This window comes from Janthinobacterium agaricidamnosum, from assembly GCF_003667705.1.
Lineage (GTDB): Bacteria > Pseudomonadota > Gammaproteobacteria > Burkholderiales > Burkholderiaceae_D > Janthinobacterium.
This window is the reverse complement of sequence record NZ_CP033019.1, coordinates 1,959,549-1,981,894: the sequence shown is the minus strand read 5'-3', so window position 1 is coordinate 1,981,894 and position 22,346 is coordinate 1,959,549. Positions and strand designations below refer to the sequence as shown.

General features: G+C 65.7%; 24 protein-coding genes. 14 read left to right on the top strand and 10 right to left on the bottom strand.

The genetic code is table 11. The annotated features are described in order from the left end of the window. Position 1 precedes the first annotated feature (1 nt). Positions 2 to 394: a VOC family protein gene (locus tag D9M09_RS09145; RefSeq protein WP_070311463.1), complete on the bottom strand. Its 393-nt coding sequence runs from the start codon at positions 392 to 394 to the stop codon at positions 2 to 4. Between the two features lie 83 nt (positions 395 to 477). On the opposite strand from D9M09_RS09145, the gene D9M09_RS09140 reads away from it, so the two are divergent. From D9M09_RS09140 to fghA, 7 genes are all read left to right on the top strand, one after another. Beyond that, entirely contained in the window at positions 478 to 1,020 is a 543-nt protein-coding gene (locus D9M09_RS09140) for a GNAT family N-acetyltransferase (RefSeq protein WP_121669113.1), read from the top strand. Positions 1,021 to 1,099: 79 nt separating this feature from the next. After that, positions 1,100 to 2,674 carry an oleate hydratase gene (locus D9M09_RS09135; protein ID WP_070218222.1) on the top strand — a complete coding sequence of 525 codons (1,575 nt, stop codon included), beginning with the start codon at positions 1,100 to 1,102 and terminating at the stop codon, positions 2,672 to 2,674. Between the two features lie 125 nt (positions 2,675 to 2,799). Further along, positions 2,800 to 3,051 carry a hypothetical protein gene (locus D9M09_RS09130; RefSeq protein WP_070218223.1) on the top strand — a complete coding sequence of 84 codons (252 nt, stop codon included), beginning with the start codon at positions 2,800 to 2,802 and terminating at the stop codon, positions 3,049 to 3,051. Next, the gene (locus tag D9M09_RS09125; protein WP_070289693.1) at positions 3,048 to 3,293 is read left to right on the top strand and encodes a hypothetical protein; all 246 of its coding nucleotides are present in this window, start codon (positions 3,048 to 3,050) and stop codon (positions 3,291 to 3,293) included. Before D9M09_RS09130 ends, D9M09_RS09125 begins: the two co-directional genes overlap by 4 nt. A 163-nt stretch (positions 3,294 to 3,456) precedes the next feature. Then, positions 3,457 to 4,128, top strand: a complete 672-nt coding sequence (gene lepB, locus D9M09_RS09120) for a signal peptidase I (RefSeq protein ID WP_070289694.1) — start codon at positions 3,457 to 3,459, stop codon at positions 4,126 to 4,128. A gap of 48 nt (positions 4,129 to 4,176) precedes the next feature. Next, on the top strand, positions 4,177 to 5,040 hold the full coding sequence (locus D9M09_RS09115) for an NAD-dependent protein deacetylase (protein WP_121669112.1): 864 nt from the start codon (positions 4,177 to 4,179) through the stop codon (positions 5,038 to 5,040). 56 nt (positions 5,041 to 5,096) lie between these two features. After that, entirely contained in the window at positions 5,097 to 5,966 is an 870-nt protein-coding gene (gene fghA / locus D9M09_RS09110; RefSeq protein WP_121669111.1) for an S-formylglutathione hydrolase, read from the top strand. Positions 5,967 to 6,023: 57 nt separating this feature from the next. On the opposite strand, the gene D9M09_RS09105 is transcribed toward fghA, so the two are convergent. The 4 genes from D9M09_RS09105 to D9M09_RS09090 all read right to left on the bottom strand — a co-directional run bounded on the left by D9M09_RS09105 (position 6,024) and on the right by D9M09_RS09090 (position 10,952). After that, a complete protein-coding gene (locus D9M09_RS09105; RefSeq protein ID WP_099408682.1) occupies positions 6,024 to 6,689 on the bottom strand; it encodes a dienelactone hydrolase family protein in 666 nt (221 codons plus the stop codon). 161 nt (positions 6,690 to 6,850) lie between these two features. Then, positions 6,851 to 9,169, bottom strand: a complete 2,319-nt coding sequence (locus tag D9M09_RS09100; RefSeq protein ID WP_121669110.1) for a xanthine dehydrogenase family protein molybdopterin-binding subunit — start codon at positions 9,167 to 9,169, stop codon at positions 6,851 to 6,853. Next, entirely contained in the window at positions 9,162 to 9,629 is a 468-nt protein-coding gene (locus D9M09_RS09095) for a (2Fe-2S)-binding protein (RefSeq protein ID WP_070218230.1), read from the bottom strand. Before D9M09_RS09095 ends, D9M09_RS09100 begins: the two co-directional genes overlap by 8 nt. Before the next feature lie 24 nt (positions 9,630 to 9,653). Continuing rightward, positions 9,654 to 10,952 (bottom strand): cytochrome c, encoded by a 1,299-nt coding sequence (locus tag D9M09_RS09090; protein WP_121669109.1) that lies wholly within the window; start codon positions 10,950 to 10,952, stop codon positions 9,654 to 9,656. A 194-nt stretch (positions 10,953 to 11,146) separates the two neighbouring features. On the opposite strand from D9M09_RS09090, the gene D9M09_RS09085 reads away from it, so the two are divergent. The 7 genes from D9M09_RS09085 to D9M09_RS09055 all read left to right on the top strand — a co-directional run bounded on the left by D9M09_RS09085 (position 11,147) and on the right by D9M09_RS09055 (position 17,193). Then, the gene (locus D9M09_RS09085; RefSeq protein WP_121669108.1) at positions 11,147 to 12,799 is read left to right on the top strand and encodes a Na+/H+ antiporter; all 1,653 of its coding nucleotides are present in this window, start codon (positions 11,147 to 11,149) and stop codon (positions 12,797 to 12,799) included. 194 nt (positions 12,800 to 12,993) lie between these two features. Continuing rightward, complete coding sequence (locus D9M09_RS09080; protein ID WP_240453593.1) at positions 12,994 to 13,572, top strand: YfiR family protein; 579 nt, start codon at positions 12,994 to 12,996, stop codon at positions 13,570 to 13,572. Next, positions 13,569 to 14,840, top strand: a complete 1,272-nt coding sequence (locus D9M09_RS09075) for a diguanylate cyclase domain-containing protein (protein WP_121669107.1) — start codon at positions 13,569 to 13,571, stop codon at positions 14,838 to 14,840. The genes D9M09_RS09080 and D9M09_RS09075 overlap by 4 nt, the downstream gene beginning before the upstream one ends. A gap of 16 nt (positions 14,841 to 14,856) precedes the next feature. Beyond that, positions 14,857 to 15,360, top strand: a complete 504-nt coding sequence (locus D9M09_RS09070; RefSeq protein WP_099408687.1) for an OmpA family protein — start codon at positions 14,857 to 14,859, stop codon at positions 15,358 to 15,360. 2 nt (positions 15,361 to 15,362) lie between these two features. Next, positions 15,363 to 15,863 carry a gluconokinase gene (locus D9M09_RS09065; protein WP_240453592.1) on the top strand — a complete coding sequence of 167 codons (501 nt, stop codon included), beginning with the start codon at positions 15,363 to 15,365 and terminating at the stop codon, positions 15,861 to 15,863. 71 nt (positions 15,864 to 15,934) lie between these two features. Then, positions 15,935 to 16,252 carry a DUF3144 domain-containing protein gene (locus D9M09_RS09060; protein ID WP_034782889.1) on the top strand — a complete coding sequence of 106 codons (318 nt, stop codon included), beginning with the start codon at positions 15,935 to 15,937 and terminating at the stop codon, positions 16,250 to 16,252. Then, positions 16,252 to 17,193 carry an acyl-CoA desaturase gene (locus D9M09_RS09055; protein ID WP_121669106.1) on the top strand — a complete coding sequence of 314 codons (942 nt, stop codon included), beginning with the start codon at positions 16,252 to 16,254 and terminating at the stop codon, positions 17,191 to 17,193. The genes D9M09_RS09060 and D9M09_RS09055 overlap by 1 nt, the downstream gene beginning before the upstream one ends. Here the strand turns inward: D9M09_RS09055 and D9M09_RS09050 are convergent. The 5 genes from D9M09_RS09050 to D9M09_RS09030 all read right to left on the bottom strand — a co-directional run bounded on the left by D9M09_RS09050 (position 17,166) and on the right by D9M09_RS09030 (position 22,279). Next, entirely contained in the window at positions 17,166 to 17,708 is a 543-nt protein-coding gene (locus tag D9M09_RS09050) for a gamma carbonic anhydrase family protein (RefSeq protein WP_070311470.1), read from the bottom strand. The two genes, D9M09_RS09055 and D9M09_RS09050, sit on opposite strands and share 28 nt — an antisense overlap. 32 nt (positions 17,709 to 17,740) lie before the next feature. After that, a complete protein-coding gene (locus tag D9M09_RS09045) occupies positions 17,741 to 18,472 on the bottom strand; it encodes a CPBP family intramembrane glutamic endopeptidase (protein ID WP_121669105.1) in 732 nt (243 codons plus the stop codon). 85 nt (positions 18,473 to 18,557) lie between these two features. Next, positions 18,558 to 19,733 carry a benzoate/H(+) symporter BenE family transporter gene (locus D9M09_RS09040; RefSeq protein WP_121669104.1) on the bottom strand — a complete coding sequence of 392 codons (1,176 nt, stop codon included), beginning with the start codon at positions 19,731 to 19,733 and terminating at the stop codon, positions 18,558 to 18,560. A gap of 138 nt (positions 19,734 to 19,871) precedes the next feature. Beyond that, positions 19,872 to 21,347 (bottom strand): PLP-dependent aminotransferase family protein, encoded by a 1,476-nt coding sequence (locus D9M09_RS09035; RefSeq protein WP_121669103.1) that lies wholly within the window; start codon positions 21,345 to 21,347, stop codon positions 19,872 to 19,874. After that, entirely contained in the window at positions 21,344 to 22,279 is a 936-nt protein-coding gene (locus tag D9M09_RS09030; protein WP_121669102.1) for a hypothetical protein, read from the bottom strand. Before D9M09_RS09030 ends, D9M09_RS09035 begins: the two co-directional genes overlap by 4 nt. Between the last annotated feature and the right edge of the window lie 67 nt (positions 22,280 to 22,346).

Sequence of the window (22,346 nt, the reverse complement as noted above, 5' to 3'; positions counted from 1 at the left end):
GTTACTCCTCGCCGTGACAGCAGACGCACAGCTTGTTGCCGTCGAGGTCGCGGAAGTAGGCGCCATAGTAATTATCGTGGTAATGGGGGCGCAAGCCAGGCGGCCCCTCGCACACGGCCCCCAGCGCCAGCACGGCCTGGTGGCAGCGGTCCACCTGCGCGCGGCTGGACGCCAGCAAGGCCGTCATCTGGCCGTTGCCGGACGTAGCCGGCAAGCCGTCGTGCGGCGCCGTCAGCACGAACAGGGGACGCGGCGCCTGCCGCGCCATCCAGCCCGCCCAGGGCTTGGCCGGATCATGAAATTTTTCGATCAGGTCGAGTTCTCCCAGCAAGGCCGTATAGAAGGCGTAGGCGCGGGGAAAGTCGTTGGTGCCGAGGCAGAGATGGGACAGCATGCTGCTCCTTCATGGTTAGAAACGGGTGTGCGGCGGAATGCGCCAGCTGATTATAATGGCGCATCTCTTTCGGACCAGATCCCATGCCAGACATCGACCGCCTCCAATTGTCCCCTCCGACCAGCGCCGACCTCTCCGCCTTGCTCGCCTTCGAACTGGAAAACCGCGCCTATTTTGAATCCTGGGTCACGGCCCGGGCGCCGTCCTACTATAGCCAGGAAGCCATCGCCGCCGCCATCGAGCAGGCGCAGCGCGAGCGCGAGCAGGACCGCGCCTACCAGTATCTGGCCAGGCTGGACGGACAAATCATCGGCAGGGTCAACCTGACGGCCGTCACGCGCCCGTATTTCAACAAGGCAGCGCTCGGTTACCGCATCGGCGAACGATTCGGCGGACGCGGCTACGCCACGCGCGTCGTGGCCCTGCTGCTGGAAGAAGCGTTCGGTCCACTGGAACTGTGGCGCCTGGAAGCGACGGCGCGGCCGCAAAACCTGGGCTCGGTCGCGGTCATGCAGCGCAACGGCTTTCACCAGTATGGGCGCTCGGAAAAAGCCATGCATTTCCAGGGCGCCTGGTCGGACTTGCTGTATTTTGAACGGCGCAACGAGCACGCCGGCATGGAATAAAACCGAGCAGTTGCTCTATTGTGAGGCCGCTTCTGCCCTAATGTTATAAAATAGGCAAATATCACATTCAGGGAACAATATGCACAATACAGATAAAAAAGCCTACCTCGTCGGCGGCGGCATCGGCTCGCTGGCCGCGGCCGCCTTCATGATACGCGACGGCGGCATGCAAGGCAGCAACATCACCATCTTCGAAGCGGCGCCCGTGACGGGCGGCAGCCTCGATGGCGGCGGCAATGCCGAGGATGGCTACACCTTGCGCGGCGGGCGCATGCTGACCACCGACAATTACGAATGCACGTGGGACTTGTTCAAGAGCATCCCCTCGCTCGAGCATGCGGGCCAGAGCGTCTACGACGAAACCATCGCCTTCAACGAACGGCATATTCCCCACTCGCGCGCGCGCCTCGTCGACCGCAACCGTTTCAAGGTCGACGTCAGCAGCATGGGCTTTTCCATGCAGGACAGGCTGGAACTGCTGAAGCTGACGGAAGCCGATGAAGACGTTCTGGGCAGCAGCGCCATCACGGACTGGCTCTCGCCCGCATTTTTCGACACCAAGTTCTGGACCATGTGGGCCACCACGTTCGCCTTCCAGCCCTGGCACAGCGCCGTCGAGTTCAAGCGCTATCTGCACCGTTTCATGATGGAATTTTCGCGCATCGAGACGCTGGCCGGCGTCAAGCGCACCGTCTACAACCAGTACGATTCGCTGGTGCGCCCGCTGGTCGCGTGGCTGCAGGAGCAAGGCGTGAACGTCATCATGGATTGCGCGGTAACCGATATCGAAGTGCAGGAATCCGAAGGCCGCCTGAGCGCCACCGCCATTGCCTGCCAGCGCCGCGGCATGGCCGACGTGATTCCTGTCGCTGCCGGCGACCTGGTCTTTTTCCAGAATGCCTCGATGACGGATGCATCGAGCTATGGCAGCATGCACAGCGCGCCGGCCAAGCGCACGAAGAACGACAGCCACGGCTGGCGCCTGTGGGAAAAGCTGGCCGAGGGCCGCCCGCAACTGGGTCGCCCCGCCGCCTTCAACAGCAGCATTCCCGAATCGTACTGGGCCTCGTACACGGTCACCCTGAAAGACAGCGCCTTCTTCGACAGGATGGAACAATTCACGGGCAACAGCGCGGGCACGGGCGGCCTCGTCACCTTCAAGGACAGCAACTGGTTCATGTCCATCGTGCTGGCGCACCAGCCGCATTTCGCGGGCCAGCCCGAGGGCGTGCAAGTGTTCTGGGGCTATGCGCTGCACCCCGACCGCATCGGCAACTTCGTCGCCAAGCCCATGTCCGACTGCAGCGGCGAGGAAATCCTGCGCGAGCTGTGCGGCCATCTGAATTTCGACCTCGACATGATGGCCACGGCCAACTGCATTCCCTGCCGCATGCCCTACATCACCAGCATGTTCATGCCCCGCGCAAAAAGCGACCGCCCGCTGCCCGTGCCGGCCGGCTCCGTCAACCTGGCCTTCGTGAGCCAGTTCGTGGAAATCGCCGACGATGTCGTGTTTACCGTGGAATACTCGGTGCGCGCGGCGCAGACGGCCGTCTACCAGCTGCTCGGCGTGCAGCGCGACGTGCCGGCCATCCACGCGCACGACAAGTCGCTGAAGGTCAAGCTCGATGCCGTCATCAAGGCCTTCACATAAGCCATTTTCCCGCGCCAACGTCGTTTTCATCCTATCGGGCGCGCCTTTGTGACAGCGCAAAGCACGGCGATATCGGACTGATAACGTCAAGGTCCGGGAATCTTCCCTACCTTGCCAAGTCCAACATGAAACTGCGGCTACGCCTGTTCGAACATGTGCTGCTGGTGCTGGCCTTGGCCCTCGTCATCTTTGCCGCCGCCATCGTGCTGGCACGCATGACGCAATGGGCGGAAGCGCAGGAATTGCCCGCCTACCTGATACAGGGCATGCACCTGGTGGGCAAGGTGCTGTTTTTCCTGGACGGTTGCATCGTCATCGCCGTCAGCAGCATCCTGGCCGCCCGGCTGTTCCGCATGCTCACCAAGGAGGATGTATGAAGCACCTTCATTACCTGTTCACGCTCCGGCATCCGCGCCGTTTCTGGTGCAGCGCCCTTGTCATCGCCGTGGCCTCGGCCATCGTGCTGGGTCCCTGGCTCGACAGCATTCCATGGCTGGTGGCGATCCCCCTCGTGGCCGGCGGCCTGCTGGTGGCGCTGGGCGAACTGTGGGATGAAATGCATGGCAAGCGCCTGCCGAACGGCAACGACGACACGCAAGCGCCGTGCCGCCATCCCTGATGGCTGACACGGTGATGCGTGCACGCAACAGCGGTCACGCCATCGGCCCCGCATGCGCTGGATTTAAGACTGGCTTCAGCCTCGCCGTGCATCGTGCATAGGACGCCAGCAGCAATGGCGCCTCCCTACACCATCACGGGCACAGCCCAGCGAAAGAGCCGACATGAGCACATGGATGCGCGCCAACAAAGGTTTTTTGATGTTTCTCCTGCTGTTCGGCGTGTTCCGCACGGCCGTGGCGGACTGGAATCCCATCCCGTCGGCGTCCATGCGCCCCAATCTGCTCGAGGGCGACGTGGTCTTCGTCAACCGCCTCGCCTTCAACCTGAAAGTGCCGCTCACCGACATCGTGCTGCAGCGCCTCGGTGAACCGCAGCGGGGCGACATCGTTACGTTTTCCTCGCCGAAAGACGGCACGCGATTGATCAAGCGCATCATCGCCCTGCCCGGCGACACGGTGGAAATGCGCAATGAGCAGCTGGTCATCAATGGCCAGCCGGCCCAGTACACGGCGCTCGACACGGCGCCCGAAACCATCGCCCACGTGGGCCAGCTGACGGCGCAGCGCATCAGCGAGCGCAACGCGACGGAGCAGCACCGCATCCAGGTCTTGCCGCAAATCGCAGGGGCGGCGCGCAGCTTTGCTCCCGTGACGGTGCCGCCCGACCATTTCCTCATGCTGGGCGATAACCGCGACAACAGCGCCGACTCGCGCTATTTCGGCTTCGTGCCCCGCGCATTGCTGATCGGCAAGGCCGAGCGCATCCTCGTCTCGGCCAATATCGAGGAGCATTGGCAGCCACGGCTGCAACGTTTCGGCATGAAACTGGAGTAAACCTCGCCCTCGCAACGGCGCCGCGCTTTTCGGTTAGCATGGCGCATCATGCACAACTTTCCTTCATCCAGCCAGCAGCCCGCCAGCGCGCACCACGCCCTCGAGCAGCTGGCGCAGTTCCTGCAGCGCCATCCCGACGTGCTGCTGCTGACGGGCGCCGGCATCAGCACGGCGTCCGGCATACCCGCTTACCGCGACACGGAAGGCGTGCGGCGCGGCAATGCCCCCGTACAAGGCCCCGATTTTCGCCGCCAGGAAGCCGTGCGCCGCCGCTACTGGGCGCGCAGCATGGTGGGCTGGCCGACCCTGGCGCGCGCCATGCCGAATCCCGGTCACCTGGCCATCGCCCGGCTGGCCCAGCGCCAGTGCATCGGCGGCCTGGTCACGCAAAACGTGGATGGCCTGCATCAGCAGGCAGGCAGCGCCGCCGTCACGGAGTTGCACGGCAGCATACATGGCGTGATCTGCCTCGATTGCCGGACCCGCCATACGCGCCGCCTGATCCAGGATCAGCTCGAACGCGACAATCCCCGGATGCTGGGCGCCACGGCCACGCCGGCGCCCGACGGCGACGCCTTGCTGGAGCCGTCCCAGCTGGCCACCTTCCACGTGCCGGTGTGCCCCCGCTGCGGCGGCACCCTGCAGCCCGACGTGGTGTTTTTCGGCGATGGCGTACCCGCCGCCTGCGCGGCCGAAGCCGAAAGCAAGATGCACGCGGCCAGCGCCCTGCTGGTGGTGGGCTCGTCCGTCATGGTGTATTCGAGCTTTCGCCTGTGCCGCATGGCGGCCGAGACGGGCAAGCCCGTGGCCGCCATCAACATGGGCAAGACGCGCGCCGACCATTTGCTGGCATTCAAGACCGATGCCCCGGCACAAGACATCTTGCCTGCATTAGCGGCCATGCTGGGGTGATCCCGTGCCGGCCCCGCGCCGCTCTGGCTATACTGTGCAATTAACGAGGAGAATTCATGCTGGAACTGTTGAGTGAACACGCCTGTTTTGGCGGCGTACAACGCTTTTATCGCCACGACGCGCAAGCCATCGGCTTGCCCATGCGTTTCTCGGCCTTCATTCCCGACACGGCGCCAGGCAGCGCCGTCACCACCAAACGCCCCGCCCTGTTTTACCTGGCGGGCCTGACTTGCACGGAAGAAACGTTCATGATCAAGGGCGGTGCGCAGCGCGTGGCGGCCGAGGAAGGCTTGATCCTGATCGCCCCCGACACCAGCCCCCGTGGCGCCAACATCGCGGGCGAGACGGATGCCTGGGATTTCGGCGCGGGCGCCGGCTTTTACGTGGACGCCACCGAGGCGCCCTGGAGCCGCCACTACCGCATGTACAGCTACATCCTGGAATTGCGCGCGCTGCTGGAGCAGGAACTGGCTATCGATGCGCAACGCACGGGCATCTTCGGCCATTCGATGGGCGGCCACGGCGCGCTGGTGCTGGCCCTGCGCAATCCGGAACTGTTCCGCTCCGTCTCCGCCTTCGCCCCCATCGCCGCGCCGAGCCAATGTCCGTGGGGCAAGAAAGCGTTTACGGGCTACCTGGGCAGCAACGCAGCCAACTGGCAGCCGTACGATGCCAGCGCGCTGATGCGCGGTCTGCAAGGCCAACCGGCACTGTTTCCTAACGGCATCTTGATCGACCAGGGCCTGGCCGACAAGTTTTTGCCCGAGCAACTGTTCCCCGAGGTATTCGAAGCGGCATGCCGCGACGCCGGCCAGCCCCTGCAGCTGCGCCGCCATGCCGGCTATGACCACGGCTATTATTTCATCGCCAGCTTCATGGAAGAGCATGTGCGCTTCCATGCGCGGAATCTGCGCACCCTTGGCTGAAGCACTTGCCTGACGCACTTGCCTGACGCATTTGCCTGACGCATTTGCCTGATTGAATTACTGCGCCGTGCTGGTATGCCCGTTGAAATGGCGCGTGTACCAGTCCGTGGCCAGCAGGGCCGCCTGGTGGCGCGTGTCGGGGCCGCCAGGTGCGGCGATCTGTTCCAGCTGCTTGTCGCAGCGCAAGGTGGCAAACGCCATGCGGTTCAGGCCGGCCACGTCGGGGTCGCGCCCGCCCACGATCAGCAACGATGGCACGCGCACGTTTTCCAGCGCCGCCTTGCCCGCCATTTCCACCTGGCCATCGCACACGGCCAGCGCGGCGATCTCCGCGCTGCGCCAGGCCGCCAGCTGCATCACGACAGCCGCACTGGTGCCATAGCCATACAGGCCGCAGGGCAAGCGTCGGGTGGACTGGTCGATTTGCAGCCAGCTCAGGGCTTTTTCCAGCTGGCGCGCCAGCAGCACGATATCGCTGCGCACGAAGTAGGCGTGGCCATTGCTGCCGCCGCCAGGCTCGATACCGCCCTGATCGAAGCGCAAGGTGGCGATGCCCGCTCGCAAAAAATCCTGGGAAGTGGCGTGGCTGGAGGCGCCCAGATAGTCGCTATCGGCGCCCGCGCCGTGGGCAAACAGGACGATGCCCACGGGCCGCTCGGGCATTTCAAGCACGCCGTCCATTTGAAGTTCATCGGCCGTGATGCTGACAAATTGTTCTTGCATGGCTGCCTCCGCTATCGAGCTGAAATCGGACTGACATCAAGCTGCTGTTGCGTTGATCTTGCCGGAACGGGCACCGCCTGCGCGCCCTGAGCGGCAAGCCTCAGTGTACCAGCCTGCGTCCGTTCGCGCGCGGCGCACGTCAAATTCGCCACGCCTCCGCATCAGACGGCGCCGTACCGGTCCAGCCCCTTCAGCACGGCTTCCGGACGGATCGGCAAATGCCGCACGCGCGAGGCCACGGCGGCGAAGATGGCGTTGCCGATCGCGGGCGCCACAGCCGTCGTGGGCGGCTCGCCCATGCCCGTCGACGTTGCCGTGCTGGCCACGAATTCAATGTCGAGCTCGGGCACGTCGGCCATGCGCAACGGCGTGTAAGTGTTCAGATTGGTATCCTTCACTTCGCCATTGAGGAAAGCCGTGCCTTCGTGCAAGGCCATGCTCACGCCCCACAAAGCGCCCCCTTCCGCCTGCGCCAGCGCGCCGTCGGGATCGACGATGCTGCCCGCGTCGATCACCATGAACAGCTTTTCGACTTTCACCATGCAAGTGCTGCGGTCCACTTTCACCCGGGCAACGCAGGCCGTCCAGGTGGGCATGTCGCGTTCCTGGCCGAACGTGGCGGCGATGCCCAGGCCCGTGTCGGGCGGCATGGCCGTGCCCCAGCCCGCCTTGTCCGCCACCCGCCGCAGCACGTGGGCCAGGCGCGCGGCGCCGCCGACGGCATTCGGCGCGCTGCCCGCATTGCGCCCCGTGGCCTGCAGCAAGGACAAACGAAACGCCAGCGGGTCGACCTTGGCCGCCTGCGCCGCCTCGTCCATGAAACTTTCCACTGCCCAATTCGTCCAGCCCGGCCCCACGGAGCGCAGCCAGCCGGGACGGAAACTGCTGTTGGCCAGGTCGTTCGACACGGCCCGCACGCGCTGCGCGCCCACCGCATACCAGTGGTCGGCGCCGGCGATGGCGAACGGGTCGTACGGATGGCCCTGCTTATCCTTGGCCAGCAAGGCGGGGATCATCGCTTGCGTGGGCCAGCCCGCGCTGGCCTCGTGCACCATCGCCGACACCTTGCCGGCGTCGTCGAACGCCATGCGCACATGCTGCACGGACGGCGAACGGGGCGAATCGAAACGGGCGTCGTCGGCCCGCGTGCAGATCATCTTGACGGGGCGCCCCACGGCTTGCGCCGCCAGCGCGGCCGGCACGCAATAATCGCCGTTCAGGCGCCGACCGAAGCCGCCGCCGAGCAGATAGGTATGCAGCATGACCTTGCTCTCCGGCACCTTCAACGCCTGCGCCAGCACGGGCAGGATCAACGATTGCCATTGATTGCCCGCATGGATATGCCAGACGCCGTCGACTTCCTGGGCCAGCGCATTCACGGGCTCCAGCTGGAAATGCAGCACGGTGCTGGTCGTGTAATGGCGTTCCAGCTGCAAGCTGGCATCCTTGAAGGCTTGCTCCACACCATCATCGTCGACCACGCGGGCGCCCAGGCTCGCGTCGGCCAGCTGCTTGCCCGCATAGCTGACGATATCCTGCTCCGACACGTGGGCGGCCGCGCCGGCCCGCCATTTCACCTGCACCAGATCGGCCGCGCGCATGGCGGCCGCATACGTTTCGGCCACCACCATGACCCAGCCGGGCACCGTGCCGCTGGGGTCCTGCAGCACCACGCTGCGCAGATAGCCGTTCACTTTCTTTGCCGCCGAGTCGTCGATGGAGACCACCCTGGCACCGTAGCGCGTGGGCGGGATCTTCGGACGCGCATACAGCATGCCCTCCACCTGCGCATCGATGCCGTACACGGCCGTGCCATTGATTTTCGCGGGGATATCGAGCGCCTGTACCTGCTGGCCGATCAGCCTGCGCTGCTGCGGCGTTTTCAGCACGATGGCTTTCAGTTGCTCGGGCGTGTACTGGCGCGCCAGCTTGCCACGGCGCACGATGTCGCCATAGCTGATCGAGCGCCCCCGGCCATGCACGACGCCCAGCCGGGCGTGGCAGGCGGACACGGGCACGCGCAGCAGGCGCGCGCCCTCCTCGACCAGCGCGAGGCGCCCGGCCGCGCCGGCTCGGCTGAGCGGATCGAAGTTCTGCCAGACAGACCAGCTGCCGCCCGTCACCATCAAGCCCCATTTCGGGTCCGTGTCCACGTAATGCAGGCGTACCTTGCTCCAGTCCGCTTCCAGCTCTTCGGCAACGATGCGCGCCAGGGCCGTGCCGATGTGCTGGCCCATTTCCGCCTTGGCGATATTGACGGTGACGATGCCGTCCCGGCCGATCTGGAACCAGATGCTGGGATCGAAATCGGGCGCGGTGGACTTTGTCGGTGGCGCGGGCGCCGGCTTGCCGGCGGCCAAGGTGCTGTCCGCGCGCAGGAAGGCCAGGGTAAACCCCGTACCGGCGGCGGCGATCAGGAAGCCGCGCCGGCCCGGCGAAGGAGCACGGGTCCCTGAATTTTCTTTCGGCAACTTAAACACCGGGCGCCTCCTGCATGCCGGCCGCCAGCTTGATCGCCTTGCGGATGCGCACATACGCCATGCAGCGGCACAGGTTGCCGCTCATGACGGCATCGATATTCGCATCGGTCGGCTGCGGATAGTCTTTCAACAAGGTAGCCGCCTGCATGATCTGGCCCGACTGGCAATAGCCGCATTGGGGCGCCTGCGTGGCAAGCCACGCCCGCTGCAGCGGATGCGTGCCGTCCGGCGAAAGGCCTTCGATGGTGGTGATGGCACAACCGGCCACGGCGGCAATCGGCGTGATGCACGAGCGCATGGCGCGCCCATCGACGTGCACGGTGCAGGCGCCGCACATGCCGATGCCGCAGCCAAACTTGGTGCCTTTTAAATGGGCTTCGTCGCGCAGCACCCACAGCAGCGGTGTTTCGGCGTCGGCCTCGGTGCCGAAGGGCTGGCCATTGACGGTAATGTTATACATAAATATTTAAGACACTTTCAACTATCACTTGCCGGCGCGCGCGCGTGCCACGGCCGCTTCCAGGTTCGTCCAGGCCGGCTGGTGGCTGCGGCTACGGCGCAGATAGGCAGCCAGGTTGGCCACGTCGTTGTCCGTCAGCGAGGCGGCAAAGCCCGGCATCAGCACGCCGGACATGGCTTCGTCCTTGCCGATGCCATGCAATATCACCTGGATCAGGTTGGCGGGATCGGGCGCGCTGACGGCGCTGTTCAGGCTCAGTTCCGGGCGCAAGGCTGCGGGTTTTCCATCGCTGTTCGAATGGCACGACGCGCAGGCGGCCACGTACAGGCTGGCGCCACGGTCATTGTCGACCAGGCTGACGCGCTGCGAGCGTTCGATGCCGGCTTTCACCACGGCATCCGCATCCACCTTGCGCTGCTCGGCCCCGGCCACGCCGGCAAAATACACGGACAAGGCACGGATATCGCTGTCGGGCGACGCGCCCATGCCTTCGTGCACGACGGCCGACATGGGACCTGCCGCCACGCCGTGCAAGGCCGTCGCCCCCGTGCGCAAAAAGGCGTACAGCTCGTCCTGCGTCCACGGCAGGGGCGCCGTGTTGGCGCTGGTCAAGGCCGGCGCATACCAGTGGTCGATGGGCGCGCCCAGATAGGCCGAACCGGCAAGCTCGGCACCCAGCGCATTGCGCGGCGTGTGACAGGCGGCGCAATGGGCGAGACCCTCGGCCAGATAGCGGCCCCGGTTCCAGTCCAGCCCTTGCGCGGGATCAAGCTGAAAGCCGGCCGGCTTGAAAAACAGCAACTTCCAGCCCGCCTGCAAGGGACGCAGGTTCAAAGGGAACGGCACGCTGTTGGCGGGCGCGGCCGCGTACACGGGCGGGCGCGTCATGAAATACGCGTACAGGGCCGTCAGGTCGGCATCCGAAACGAGGTTGAAATGGGTGTACGGAAAGACGGGATACAAATGCGCGCCATCGCGGCCCACGCCTTCGCGCATGGCCCGCTGGAAAGCGGCCAGCGACCAGCGGCCGATCCCCGTTTGCCTGTCGGGCGTGATATTCGTCGCATAGATCGTGCCGAACGGCGTAGCCAGGCCGTGGCCGCCCGCGTACTCGGCGCCGCCCTGGGCCGTATGGCAGGCGGCGCAATTGCCCATGCCGGCCAGGATGCGGCCCCGCTCCACCACTTGCGGCGAAAAGGCCGTGGCGGCGGGCGGGTCGATGGGCGCCAGCGCGGGGCGCCAGTAATACAGGTAGGCGGCCAGCGCCGCGACGATGAGCAATGCCAGCGACAGCAGCAGGCCGGTGAGGATTTTCTTGAGCAAAACAGGAACCAATGAAAAGTAAAGGCCAGGGTAAAAGCAAGGCGCACGGACCGCCAGCCAATGGCGGCCGCAACAAGGCCACGGTGACAATCTTACCGCGATTGTGACTTGTTGTATGTACGCAATGACACGGAGGTCGTGCCGCAGGCGGGCTGCGCCTTATAATCAGCGTTTCAGCACGCCGCCGCTCCTTCATGCATACCGTTACCATCATCCTCATCCTCGTGTTGACCGTCGTCCTGTGCGGCTTTCTCGCCCGCTCGCGCTGGGTCAAGCTGCCGCTGCCCCTGATCCAGATCGCCGGCGGCACGGGATTGGCCGTGTTTGGCGTGCAAGTGCCGCTCGATCCCGACATTTTCTTCCTGCTCTTCATTCCGCCGCTGCTGTTTCTCGATGGCTGGCGCATTCCCAAGGGCGCCTTCTTTTCCGACGCGCGCTCGATCCTGATGCTGGCCATCGGCCTGGTGCTGTTTACCGTGCTGGGCATGGGTTTCTTCATCGACTGGCTGATCCCCAGCGTGCCGCTGGCCGTCGCCTTCGCGCTGGGCGCCATCCTGTCGCCGACGGACCCCGTGGCCGTCTCGGCCATCGCGGCCGGCAACCCGATCCCGCCGCGCCTGATGCACATCCTCGAAGGCGAATCCTTGCTCAATGACGCTTCGGGCCTGGTCTGCTTCACGTTTGCCGTGGGCGCCATGATGACGGGCGGCTTTTCCATCGGCGCCGCCTCGCTGAGTTTCCTGCAGGAAGCGGGCGGCGGCATCGTCATCGGCCTGGGCATCTCCTGGGGCGTGGGCCTGGCGAATAAATGGCTGGTGAGCAAGGTCGGCGAAGAGCCTGGCCTGCAAATCCTCATCAGCATCCTGATCCCGTTCGCCGCCTACCTGGGCGCCGAGCAAATCCACGGCTCCGGCATCCTGGCCGCCGCCACGGCGGGCGTGTCCATGCATTATGCCGACCTGATCGGCCGTCCGCTGGCCGCCACGCGCACCCAGCGCAAGGCCGTCTGGGATACCGTGCAACTGGTCTTGAATGGCGTGATCTTCGTCATGCTGGGCGCGCAACTGCCCGCCACCGTGGCCGGCTTGCCCGCCGCCTCCATGGAGGTAGGCGCCGGCAGCGCCTGGAAATTGCCGCTGTTCGTCATCGCCATCACGGTAGGGCTGACCTTCATGCGCTTCCTCTGGGTCTTCATCTCGATGAAACTGACCCTGTTCAAGCACCACAAGAAGGTGGCGGGCGAGCCGAAGGACGCGGCGCTGCTGGCGCGCCCCAGCCTGCGATTGCTGCTGGTGGCGTCGTTCGCGGGCGTGCGCGGCGCGCTGACCTTGGCCGGCATACTGACCCTGCCCTTGTTCCTGCCCGACGGCACGCGCTTTCCCGCGCGCGACCTCGTCATCTTCCTGGCCATGGGCGTGATTTTGCTGTCGCTGCTGCTGGCCAGCGTCACCCTGCCCCTGCTGACCAAGGGCCTCGTATTCGCGCCGCCCGCGCGCCGTTCGACGGAGGAGCGCAATGCCCGCGCCGCCGCCGCTGAAGCGGCCATCGCGCGGCTGGAAAAAGTGTGCGAAGGCATCGACAAGAATGACAAGCAGCAAGTCGTCACGGAGGCGGCCAACCGCCTGATCGAAGCCTACCGGCGCCGCCTCGCCTATGGCGAAAGCAGCAACGACGAGGCAATGCGCTTGCAGGAACTGGCCAAGGCCGAACGGGCGCTGCGCCTGGAAGCGCTCAATGCCGAGCGCGACGAGCTGTTCCGCCGCCGCATTTCGGGCGAACTGGACGACACCATCCATTTGCGCCTGCTGCGCGAAATCGACTTGCTGGAAGCGACACTGGAAGAATAGCAACACTTTAGCGCGCCACGGCAGTGTTGATAAGTAATTCTCATGGTAAAGAATGCAAGTTTTCACATTCGTGTTTATAATGCAAGGTTTATGGCGTCATGCCGTGATTTACTTTCGACAGGGACTTCCGTAGAGTCTGGGTTGCTGAGTAACTATTTGAATAGCCCCCCGACCTGCATAAAGACACCGACGCCGTGCCCTCCTCCCCCCGCCACCGGCAGCGCTCCGCGCCGCCCGTCCTGCTCGCCGTCGTCCTTCTGGCCGCGCTGTTCGCCTGCAGCGCGCTGGCGCCATGCGCCTGGGCACAAGCGGGCGCGGCGGCCGACGCCAGGCGTCCCGCCGAAGTGGCCCAGGTCCTGTTTGGTATCATCAGCTATGTGCGCTGGCCCGTGGCGCGCCAGGAAGTGCGCGTCTGCATGCTCGGAACACCCCGCTACGGGGCGGCCATCGTCGACACGCCAGCCTCCAGCCTGGGACCGCGCATCCGCGTGAAAATTCCGCCGCCGGCAAGCGCGGCCAGCGAATGCGACGTCGCCTACCTGGGCAGCCTGCCCGAGAGCGAACGCGAGCATCTGCTGGCGCAGATCATCGGCAAACCCATCCTGTCGGTCGCCGAGCCCGGCACGTCGTGCGCCGTGGGCACCATGTTCTGCCTGCGCCTGAACGAGGCACAGATCGGTTTTGACGTCAATCTCGACGCCATCGCCCGCAGCGGCCTGCGCGTGCATCCGAACGCCTTGCAAATTGCACGTCGCAAGGGACCACCGCCATGAGCGCCCGCATGCGCAACAAGCCTGCCCGCAAGCCCCGCCCCACGCTCGACAGCGTGCTGCGGCGCGCCCACCTGAGCGTGTCGCTGATCGCCGTGCTGGCGGCCGGCCTGACCCTGACGGCCGTGGCGCTGCTCGCCCTGCGCGTGTATTCGGACCAGAACCTGCGCCTGGTGGCCCGTTCGATGAGCTATACGGTGGAAGGGGCCGTCGTCTTTGGCGACTCCTTCGCCGCCAGGGAAGCGCTGGCCCTGATCGGCGTCAATGAAGACATCGACCAGGCGCAGGTGAGCGACCAGGCCGGCAAGGTGCTGGCCCGCTGGGAACGGGGCCAGCACGGCACGCGCTACTACATCGAACGCGCGCTGACGGGCTGGATGCTGCCCGATTCGCTGTCGTTCCCCATCACGCGCAATGAACAGGTCATCGGCAGCATCAGGCTGGTGCCGCACAGCCGCAGCCTGCTACCCTTCCTGCTCAGCGGCCTGACCTGCCTGCTCGCTTGCCTGGTGCTGAGCCTGGTCGTCGCCGTGCGCCTGTCGCGCAGCATGGAAACGGAGATCACGTCGCCGCTGCGCCACCTGGCGGAAACGGCCCACCGCGTGCGGCGCGACCGCTCGTTCGAACTGCGCGTGCCGCCCGCCAATATTGCCGAGCTGAACCAGATCAATGACGACTTCAACGCCCTGCTCGACGAACTGGAAGCGTGGCAAAGCCACCTGCAGAAGGAACACGCTTCGCTGTCGCACCGCGCCAACCACGACAGCCTGACGGGCCTGTCGAACCGCGCCTTCATGGAAGCGGAACTGGAACGCGCCATCCTCGAAGCGCGGGTCGGCAATGGCAAGGTGGCCGTGCTGTTCCTCGACAGCGACCGGTTCAAGTACATCAACGACACCTTCGGCCATGCCTCGGGCGACCGCGTACTGGTGACGATCGCCGCGCGCATCAAGCAGCAATTGCGCGAGGGCGACCTGGTGGCGCGCCTGGGCGGCGACGAATTCGCCATCGTGCTCAAGCCGCTGCGCAACAGCAGCGACGCCATGCACATCGCCGACAACATCATCGCCGCCATGGCGCAAGCCATTGAACTGCCCACCGGCAACAGCATCGTCAGCTCGCTGACCATCGGCGTGGCCGTCTTCCCTGATCACGCCATCGACGCCGTCTCGCTGGTCGGCGCGGCCGACGAAGCCATGTACCGCGCGAAGCAGGCGCAGCGCGGCACGCGCCAGGTGGCGCGCCTGCCGCAACCCCATATTCACCCCTGAACCAAGGAGCAACACCATGCAATTCATCTACAAGCAATTACGCCGCGGCTTTCTCGGCCTGTTCATGCTGGGCCTGCTGGCCGCCTGCCAAAGCACGCCCGAGACCAAACCGCTGTTCAGCCCCGAGCAAGTCGCCACCCTGAAGGAGCAAGGCTTCAACCAGACCGACGAAGGCTGGGAACTGAGCTTTACCGACAAGCTGCTGTTCGAATTCGACGCCGCCAAGCTGACGCCGCCGAGCCGCATGGCCATCCAGAAAATCAGCGCCGCCCTGCTGAAAGTGGGCATCACGCACATGCGCGTGGAAGGCCATACGGATAACGAAGGCACGGAAGCCTACAACAACAAGCTGTCGCTGGCGCGCGCCAACGTGGTGGCCGACGCCATGAGCGCATCGGGCATTCCACGCGATAACATCAGCGTCAAGGGCCTGGGCATGAGCAAGCCGGTGGCCTCGAATGCCAGCAAGACGGGCAAGGCGGAAAACCGCCGCGTCACCGTCATCGTCTCGGCCCCTTGACCATGGGCGTGCCCGCCGTGCGCTGGGTCGTGATGGGTGTGTCCGGCTGCGGCAAGAGCGCCGTCGGCAGCCTGCTGGCCGAGGCCTTGCATGTGCCCTACGTGGAAGGCGACGACGTGCATTCCCCGGAAAACGTGGCCAAGATGGCCGCCGGCATCGCGCTCGACGATGCCGACCGGGCCGGCTGGCTGGCCGCCCTGCGCGACCGGATCGCCACGGCCCGCGCGCAAGGCAGCGGCCTCGTCGTCTCCTGCTCGGCCCTGAAGCGCGCCTACCGCGACGTGCTGCGCGCAGGCGATCCGGCCCTGCGCTTTGCCCACCTGGACGGCCCGCGCGCCGTGCTGGAAAGCCGCTTGCAGCGCCCCGGCCATTTTATGCCGGCCAGCCTGCTCGACAGCCAGCTGGCCACCCTGCAGCCGCTGCAAGCGGACGAAGCCGGCATGGTGCTCGACATCCGCCAGCCGCTGGCCGTGCTGGTCGCACAGATCCTGCAAACGCCCTGACAGGCAGCCGCGCGGCTGGACAGCCCGCGGCCCCCTGTGTAGACTGGCGCGCACTTTCATGAGGGATTTCTATGAGCACACCAACGACAAAACCAGCACCAGGCCCGGAATTCTGGGAACGCGCCGACCAGGTCATCGCCCTGGCCAATGAACAATGCATGCACAGCGGCGGCAATGAAGTGGCCACCTCGCTGCTGTACGCGGCCGCCCGCTTCAACGCCTTCCTCGTCGCCAGCAAGAGCAACGACGTGGCCAAGATGCAGGAAGAGAAGGAAGGCGCCGTGGCCTTCTTCACGGAACAGTACAAGCGCATGCTGACCGACAACTTCAACGACTACATCACCAACTTCGACAAGTACACGCAACCGTCGTCGGCCCCCAAGGGCTGATGTCCGCAGCCAGCCTGGACGGCCACCGCGCCCGCGCCACCCATGCCGGCAGCGTACTGGACGGCACGGTGCGCTATGCACCAGTGCAATCGCTGTGGCTGCTAGTCATGCTGGCCGGCGCCGTGACGGGCGCCCTGTGCTTCTTCAGCTGGGCCGGCCTGCTGCTGTTTACGGCCAGCACGGCCGTCGTCCTGCTGTTCGGCCATTCGCTGGGCAGCCACCGCAAGCTGATCCACGACAGCTTTGCATGCCCGCCATGGCTGGAATATGTACTCGTCTACCTGGGCGTGCTGGTGGGCCTCAGCGGCCCGCTGGGCCTGCTGCGCCAGCACGAACTGCGCGACTATGCGCAGCGCCTGCCCGATTGCCACCCCTATTTGCGCCACGGCGCCGGCTTCTGGCGTGATGCCTGGTGGCAATTATTCTGCCGCCTGGAACTCGACCACCCGCCGCACATCGCCATCGAGCCGCGCATCGCGCACGACCGCTTTTACCGTTTCCTGGAAAGAAGCTGGATGCTGCAGCAACTGCCATGGGCCGTGCTGTGCTTCGCCTGGGGCGGCTGGAGCCTGGTTTGCTGGGGCGTCTGCGCGCGGGTCAGCGCCGGCGTGCTCGGCCATTGGCTGATCGGCTACTTCGCCCACAACCATGGGCATATGCACTTTCATGTCGACGGCGCCGCCGTACAAGGCAGGAATATCCGCCTGACGTCGCTGCTGACCATGGGCGAATGCTGGCACAACAACCATCATGCGTATCCGGGCTCGGCCAGGCTGGGCCTGCTGCCGGGCGAATGGGACCCGGGCTGGTGGATGCTGCTGCTCTTGCGGCGCCTGGGCCTCGTATCGGGCCTGCGCCTGCCACAAGACCTGGCGCCGCGGCCGGAACTGCGCCGCCTTGATGGCGCTGGCGGTCAGGCGTCGTCGCCGCCGGCCAGGTAATTGTTCTTGACGCGCACATAGTGCTCGGCCGAATAGCGCAGGTAGGCGATTTCCGCCTCGGTCAGTGCGCGCACCTTGGCGGCGGGCCGGCCCACGTACAGGTGGCCGCTTTCCAGCACCTTGCCCGGCGACACCAGGCTGCCCGCGCCCAGCATCACGTGTTTTTCCACCACCACGTCATCCATGACGATGCTGCCCATGCCGATCAGGCATTCGTCGCCAATCGTGCAGCCGTGCAAGATCACGGAATGGCCGATGGTCACGTATTTGCCGATGGTCAAGGGCGAACCATCGGGCTTGGCCGCATTCCTGTGCGATACGTGGCCCATGGAAAAGTCCTGGATATTGCTGCCCTCGCCGATGACGATGCGGTTGACGTCGCCGCGCAGCACGCTGTTGCACCAGATGGAACAGTCGTCGCCGATCTGCACGTCGCCAATCACTTGCGCCGTGTCATGCAGATAGACTCTTTCGCCCAGCACGGGACGGGTATTCAGGTAGGAACTGACAGGCATCGCTTTCTCGCTTTTCATTAATTAGTAGACATTCACACCCAGCCGGCCGCCAGCGCAAAAATCGCCAGGCCATGGGCCAGCGATGCGCCCAACAAGCCGGCACGGCAATATACCAGCCCCGCCACCACGCCTTCGATCACGGTAAACACGAGGATGGGCGCGCCCACCTGCGTGACGGTGGTGGCGAGAAAGGCGTGGCACAGGCCGAACAGCAGGCCCGACACCAGCGCCGCGCGCCAGGCGGGCAGCCAGGCGCGCAATTGCTGCTGCAGCAAGCCGCGGAACAGCAATTCCTCATAACAGTTGGCCGCCAGCGCAAAACCCAGCAGCAAGGGCAGCGTGGATGACGCGACGGACGGCAAGGACGGCAAGCCGAACAGCGCTTTCAAGCCCGCCGCCAGCGCAACGATCACGCACGCGCCGGCCACGCCGAGCAGCACGGACAGGGCTGGCCGCATGCCCAGCCAGCGGATCTGGCCAAGCGCCTCGCTTTCCAGCCAGCACGTGCTTGCCACCAGCCCCAGCGACATGGCGCCCAGCGCCAGCAAGACCAGCGGCGGCGCCGTGAAGCGCAAGCCGCCCGCCGCCACCTGCCAGTAACCGTGCGCCGTCATCGCGTCGCGCGCCAGCACGAAAAACAGGATATGCACGAGCACGCGCAGCAGCGGTACCGTCCGGGGAGCGGCCAGCAGCATGGCGGCACAGACGAGGAAGGCAGGCGTGATCGCCAGCAGATACTGCGCCAGGGAAGTCAGGTCGTCCATCGTTCACATCGGAGAAAGTACGGTGCCAACGGGCACGGGCGCAGCAATTGTATGCGGCCGCTGGCAACATGGGCAACCTGTCTTGCTATGCCGCCTTGCGCCAGCCATGCATCAGCCCATGCGCCGCCAGCCCCGCCGCCAGTCCCCACAGGGCGCCGCCCACGCCCAGCAGGGTCACGTTCGCGGCCGTGGCCAGGAAAGTAATCAGGGCCGTTTCGCGCATGCGCACGTCCGCCATCGCCTGCGCCAGGCTGTTGCCGATGGCGCCCAGCAGGGCCAGGCCCGCCAACGCCGTGATGAAGGGGCGCGGCAAGACCATGAACAGGCTGGCCAGGGTCACGCCAAAGATGCCCACGAGGATGTACAGCACGCCGCACACCAGGCCCGCCACATAGCGCTTCGACGGGTCCGCATGGGCATCCTTGCCCGTGCAGATGGCGGCCGTGATGGCAGCCACATTGAAGGCGTGCGCGCCGAACGGCGCCATGAGCAGCGAACCGAGGCCCGTCACCGTCAAAATCGGATTGGCGCTGACGGCGTAGCCGTCATTGCGCAGCACCAGCATGCCGGGCATGTATTGCCCCGTCAGCGTAATCAGGAACAGGGGCAGCGCCACGCCCAGCAGCGACGCCACGGAAAAGCGCGGCATCTCGAACACGGGTGCGGCCAGGGCCAGTTCGATGCCTTGCGCATCGATGCGCCCCTGCGCCAGCAGCAGGGCCAGGCCGATCAGCATGATGCCCACCACGGCAAAACGTGCCGTGAAACGGCGCAGCACGGCGTACGACAGCAGCAATACGACGACCAGCACGGGATCGGCGCTGGCGCCGCCAAACGCGTTGACGCCAAACTGCAGCAGGATGCCGGCCAGCAAACCGGCGGCGATGCCGCCCGGTATCAGCCGCACCAGGCGCTCGAAGGCGCCGGACATGCCCAGCACAATGAAGGCGATGGCGGAAATGATATAGGCGCCGATCACCTCGGCATACGGCGTATGCGGCATGACGGTGGCCAGGAAAGCCACGCCGGGCGTGGACCAGGCCGTGATGATGGGAGCGCGGTAGCGGTAGCTGAGCCAGATGCCCGTCACGCCCACGCCGATACTCAGCGACCAGACCCAGGACGCCGTCTGCGCGGCGCTCAGCTGGGCCAGCTGGGCCGCCTGGAACACCAGCACGAAGGTGCCGCCATAGTTGACGAGGACGGAGATGAAGGCCGCCATGATGGGGGACGCCAGGTCGCGCCAGCGCGCCTGCGCCATGTTATCGATCGAGGCCGATGGTGTGGAACTTGTCTGCATGCGTGTGCCCTTGCCTGATTGTGAAAAGGGGCATCTTAGCTTTCGCATGGACTGCTCAGACAGGCCAATTTATTCACATCCAACAGACCACTTGAACAATCAACCCAGCGCGCGCGCCAGGCGGACGATGCCGCTGTCGATCTCGTGCGGCGTGAGCGCCGCAAAGCCCAGCAGCCAGCCGCCGCGTTCCGGCGGCGTCGCGTACAAGCGGCTCAGGCCAGGCAGCACGATGCCCGCCTGCGCCGCCAGGCGCAGCGTGTCCAGCTCGTCCCTGCCTTCGTGCAGCAGACATGGCATCTGCAAGCCGCCCGGCGGCAGCTGCGCCGTGACGACGTGCGGCAAATGCCGCTGCACGGCCTGCGCCATCGCATCGCGGCGCACGGCGTAGACCTTGCGCATGGCGCGCACATGGGCCGCGAAATGGCCATCGGCGATGAAACGGGCCAGTGTCAGCTGGTCCAGCTGCGGCGTATGACCATCGAGAATGCTGCGCGCATACGTCATCGGTTTCACCAGCGCGGGCGGCAGCACCATGTAGCCGATGCGCAGACCGGGATACAGCGACTTGGCGAAGGTGCCCAGGTAAATCGTGCGCTGCTGTGCGTCGAGCCCCTGCACGCAAGCCGTCGGCAAGCCCGCGTAGTGAAACTGGCTGTCGTAATCGTCTTCGATGATCCAGCCCTGGCGCTCGGCCGCCCAGGCAGTCAGCGCGAGGCGGCGCTCGAGCGCCAGGGTGGCGCCCGTCGGGTATTGATGCGACGGCGTGACATAAATCGTGCTGGCCCCGCTGCGGTCCGCGCGCAGGTGGTCGATGGACAGGCCATGCGCATCGACGGGCACGGGCACGATCTGCAATTGCGCCATCTCGAAGGCCTTGCGCGCGCCGAAATAGCCGGGATCTTCCATCAGGATGGGGCCATGCGCGTCGGCCAGCACCTGCGCGCACAGGTACAGGGCCTGGCGCGTGCTGCTCAGCACCAGCACCTGGCCGGCCGTGGCCCGCGCGCCCCGCTCCAGGTTCACATAGTCGGCGATGGCCTGCCGCAGCGGCTCCGCGCCTTGCGGGTCGCCGTGCAGCAGCATGCCCGCATGGTGTTCGCCGGCCGCCTGGCGCCGCAAGCGCTCCCACACATCGAGCGGAAAGGCCCGCGTTTCCGGCAAGCCCGTGGCAAACGCCTTCACGCTTTGCTGGTCGGCCACGCCGCCGCTGGCGAGTATCTGCGCGCCGCGCGCGCTGAGCGCCATCGGCTGCGCGGACAAGGACGGCAGCGTCGTCGCAGGCTTGCCCAGCAAGCTCGCGCCTATCGTCGGCGAGACGAAACTGCCCGATCCCGCCTGGCGCCGCAGATAGCCATCGAGGCGCAGCTGCGCATACGCCATTTCCACCGTGTCGCGTGACACGCCCAGCGATTGCGCCAGCGTGCGCGTGGCCGGCAGGCGCACGCCGGGCGCCAGCACGCCGTCGAGTATCAGCTGGCGCAGCGCGCGCTGCACGCGCACGCGCAGGTCGAGCTCCGCCAGTCCGGGAGCGGCGATGCGGATTTTCAGGGTGTCGAGTTCGAACTGCGGCGTCATATGGCCTTGGCGCGCGCCGCATCCACGGCCGCCATGCTGCTGGCCAGCGAAAAGCCGTGCTGCTGCAGCACCGCCACCAGCTGTTCGCCGGCGCAGCCCAGGCGCAGGTTTTCCGCCACCCAGTCCTGCCATTCGCGGCTGATGTCCGGCATCGGTTCATCGTCCAAGGTCAGACCGAGTATGCAGCTGGCCAGCAAGCCATTGATGCGCTTCGTGTCGATCAGGTGCTGCACCACCGCGTGGCCCGAGTGGGGGAACGGATGCAGGGTGCAGCGGCCAAATGGCGCCAGGCGCTGTGCGTGCATGGCGTCGAGGTTGACCGATTCGCTGGCACTGCCTCCCGCGTTGGCCGCGTCAGGCCGCGTGCCGAACAGCAGGTGCATCCGCGTATATTCGGTGGCCCTGGCGCGGCACAGGGCCGCCAGGTCGTAATAACGGGAGGCCGGAGGATCCTGCGCCAGCGACTCCATCACGGGCAGCCAGCGCAGCTCGTGATACAAACGCGCCTGCTGCACGTCGAGAAAAGACAGCGGCCCGAAGGCGACGATCTGCTGCGCCTCGAGCAGCAAGCCATACATGACGGCCGCGTACGCGCCCATGGACTGGCCGAGGGTGGTGACGGTACTTGGCGCGATGCGGCGCACGAGATCGCGCAAGGCTTGCGCCGTTTCGTCGACATGATTGCCCAGGCCCGCGATGCGGCGGTGGTACCAGCCATTGCCCGAATCGCGCACGAGGATCTTGTTCAGCGGCTGGCCGCTGGCCTGCTCGAGCTTTCTCAGGCGCCCGTAAAAATCGAAGGCGGGACGCGTCGTCCACGAGACGAAGCCGAAGGTGATGACCAGCGGCGCGCCGGGCACGATGCGGTCGACCAGCACGTCGTCGCCAGTGGTGGCGACCAGTCGGTTATCCAGCGCTTGCGCTTGCAGCATCGGCCCGGCTCCCCGATCAAGGTTAAAACAATGGAAAGCATGAGTGTAATGCCAGGACTGGCAAAAT

What these genes read in the sequence shown, in the direction of transcription:
- D9M09_RS09145 (WP_070311463.1), bottom strand. Translation starts at nt 394, where the DNA reads ATGCTGTCCCATCTCTGCCTCGGCACCAACGACTTTCCCCGCGCCTAC.
- D9M09_RS09140 (WP_121669113.1), top strand. Translation starts at nt 478, where the DNA reads ATGCCAGACATCGACCGCCTCCAATTGTCCCCTCCGACCAGCGCCGAC.
- D9M09_RS09135 (WP_070218222.1), top strand. Translation starts at nt 1,100, where the DNA reads ATGCACAATACAGATAAAAAAGCCTACCTCGTCGGCGGCGGCATCGGC.
- D9M09_RS09130 (WP_070218223.1), top strand. Translation starts at nt 2,800, where the DNA reads ATGAAACTGCGGCTACGCCTGTTCGAACATGTGCTGCTGGTGCTGGCC.
- D9M09_RS09125 (WP_070289693.1), top strand. Translation starts at nt 3,048, where the DNA reads ATGAAGCACCTTCATTACCTGTTCACGCTCCGGCATCCGCGCCGTTTC.
- lepB (WP_070289694.1), top strand. Translation starts at nt 3,457, where the DNA reads ATGAGCACATGGATGCGCGCCAACAAAGGTTTTTTGATGTTTCTCCTG.
- D9M09_RS09115 (WP_121669112.1), top strand. Translation starts at nt 4,177, where the DNA reads ATGCACAACTTTCCTTCATCCAGCCAGCAGCCCGCCAGCGCGCACCAC.
- fghA (WP_121669111.1), top strand. Translation starts at nt 5,097, where the DNA reads ATGCTGGAACTGTTGAGTGAACACGCCTGTTTTGGCGGCGTACAACGC.
- D9M09_RS09105 (WP_099408682.1), bottom strand. Translation starts at nt 6,689, where the DNA reads ATGCAAGAACAATTTGTCAGCATCACGGCCGATGAACTTCAAATGGAC.
- D9M09_RS09095 (WP_070218230.1), bottom strand. Translation starts at nt 9,629, where the DNA reads ATGTATAACATTACCGTCAATGGCCAGCCCTTCGGCACCGAGGCCGAC.
- D9M09_RS09085 (WP_121669108.1), top strand. Translation starts at nt 11,147, where the DNA reads ATGCATACCGTTACCATCATCCTCATCCTCGTGTTGACCGTCGTCCTG.
- D9M09_RS09075 (WP_121669107.1), top strand. Translation starts at nt 13,569, where the DNA reads ATGAGCGCCCGCATGCGCAACAAGCCTGCCCGCAAGCCCCGCCCCACG.
- D9M09_RS09070 (WP_099408687.1), top strand. Translation starts at nt 14,857, where the DNA reads ATGCAATTCATCTACAAGCAATTACGCCGCGGCTTTCTCGGCCTGTTC.
- D9M09_RS09065 (WP_240453592.1), top strand. Translation starts at nt 15,363, where the DNA reads ATGGGCGTGCCCGCCGTGCGCTGGGTCGTGATGGGTGTGTCCGGCTGC.
- D9M09_RS09060 (WP_034782889.1), top strand. Translation starts at nt 15,935, where the DNA reads ATGAGCACACCAACGACAAAACCAGCACCAGGCCCGGAATTCTGGGAA.
- D9M09_RS09055 (WP_121669106.1), top strand. Translation starts at nt 16,252, where the DNA reads ATGTCCGCAGCCAGCCTGGACGGCCACCGCGCCCGCGCCACCCATGCC.
- D9M09_RS09050 (WP_070311470.1), bottom strand. Translation starts at nt 17,708, where the DNA reads ATGCCTGTCAGTTCCTACCTGAATACCCGTCCCGTGCTGGGCGAAAGA.
- D9M09_RS09045 (WP_121669105.1), bottom strand. Translation starts at nt 18,472, where the DNA reads ATGGACGACCTGACTTCCCTGGCGCAGTATCTGCTGGCGATCACGCCT.
- D9M09_RS09040 (WP_121669104.1), bottom strand. Translation starts at nt 19,733, where the DNA reads ATGGCGCAGGCGCGCTGGCGCGACCTGGCGTCCCCCATCATGGCGGCC.
- D9M09_RS09035 (WP_121669103.1), bottom strand. Translation starts at nt 21,347, where the DNA reads ATGACGCCGCAGTTCGAACTCGACACCCTGAAAATCCGCATCGCCGCT.
- D9M09_RS09030 (WP_121669102.1), bottom strand. Translation starts at nt 22,279, where the DNA reads ATGCTGCAAGCGCAAGCGCTGGATAACCGACTGGTCGCCACCACTGGC.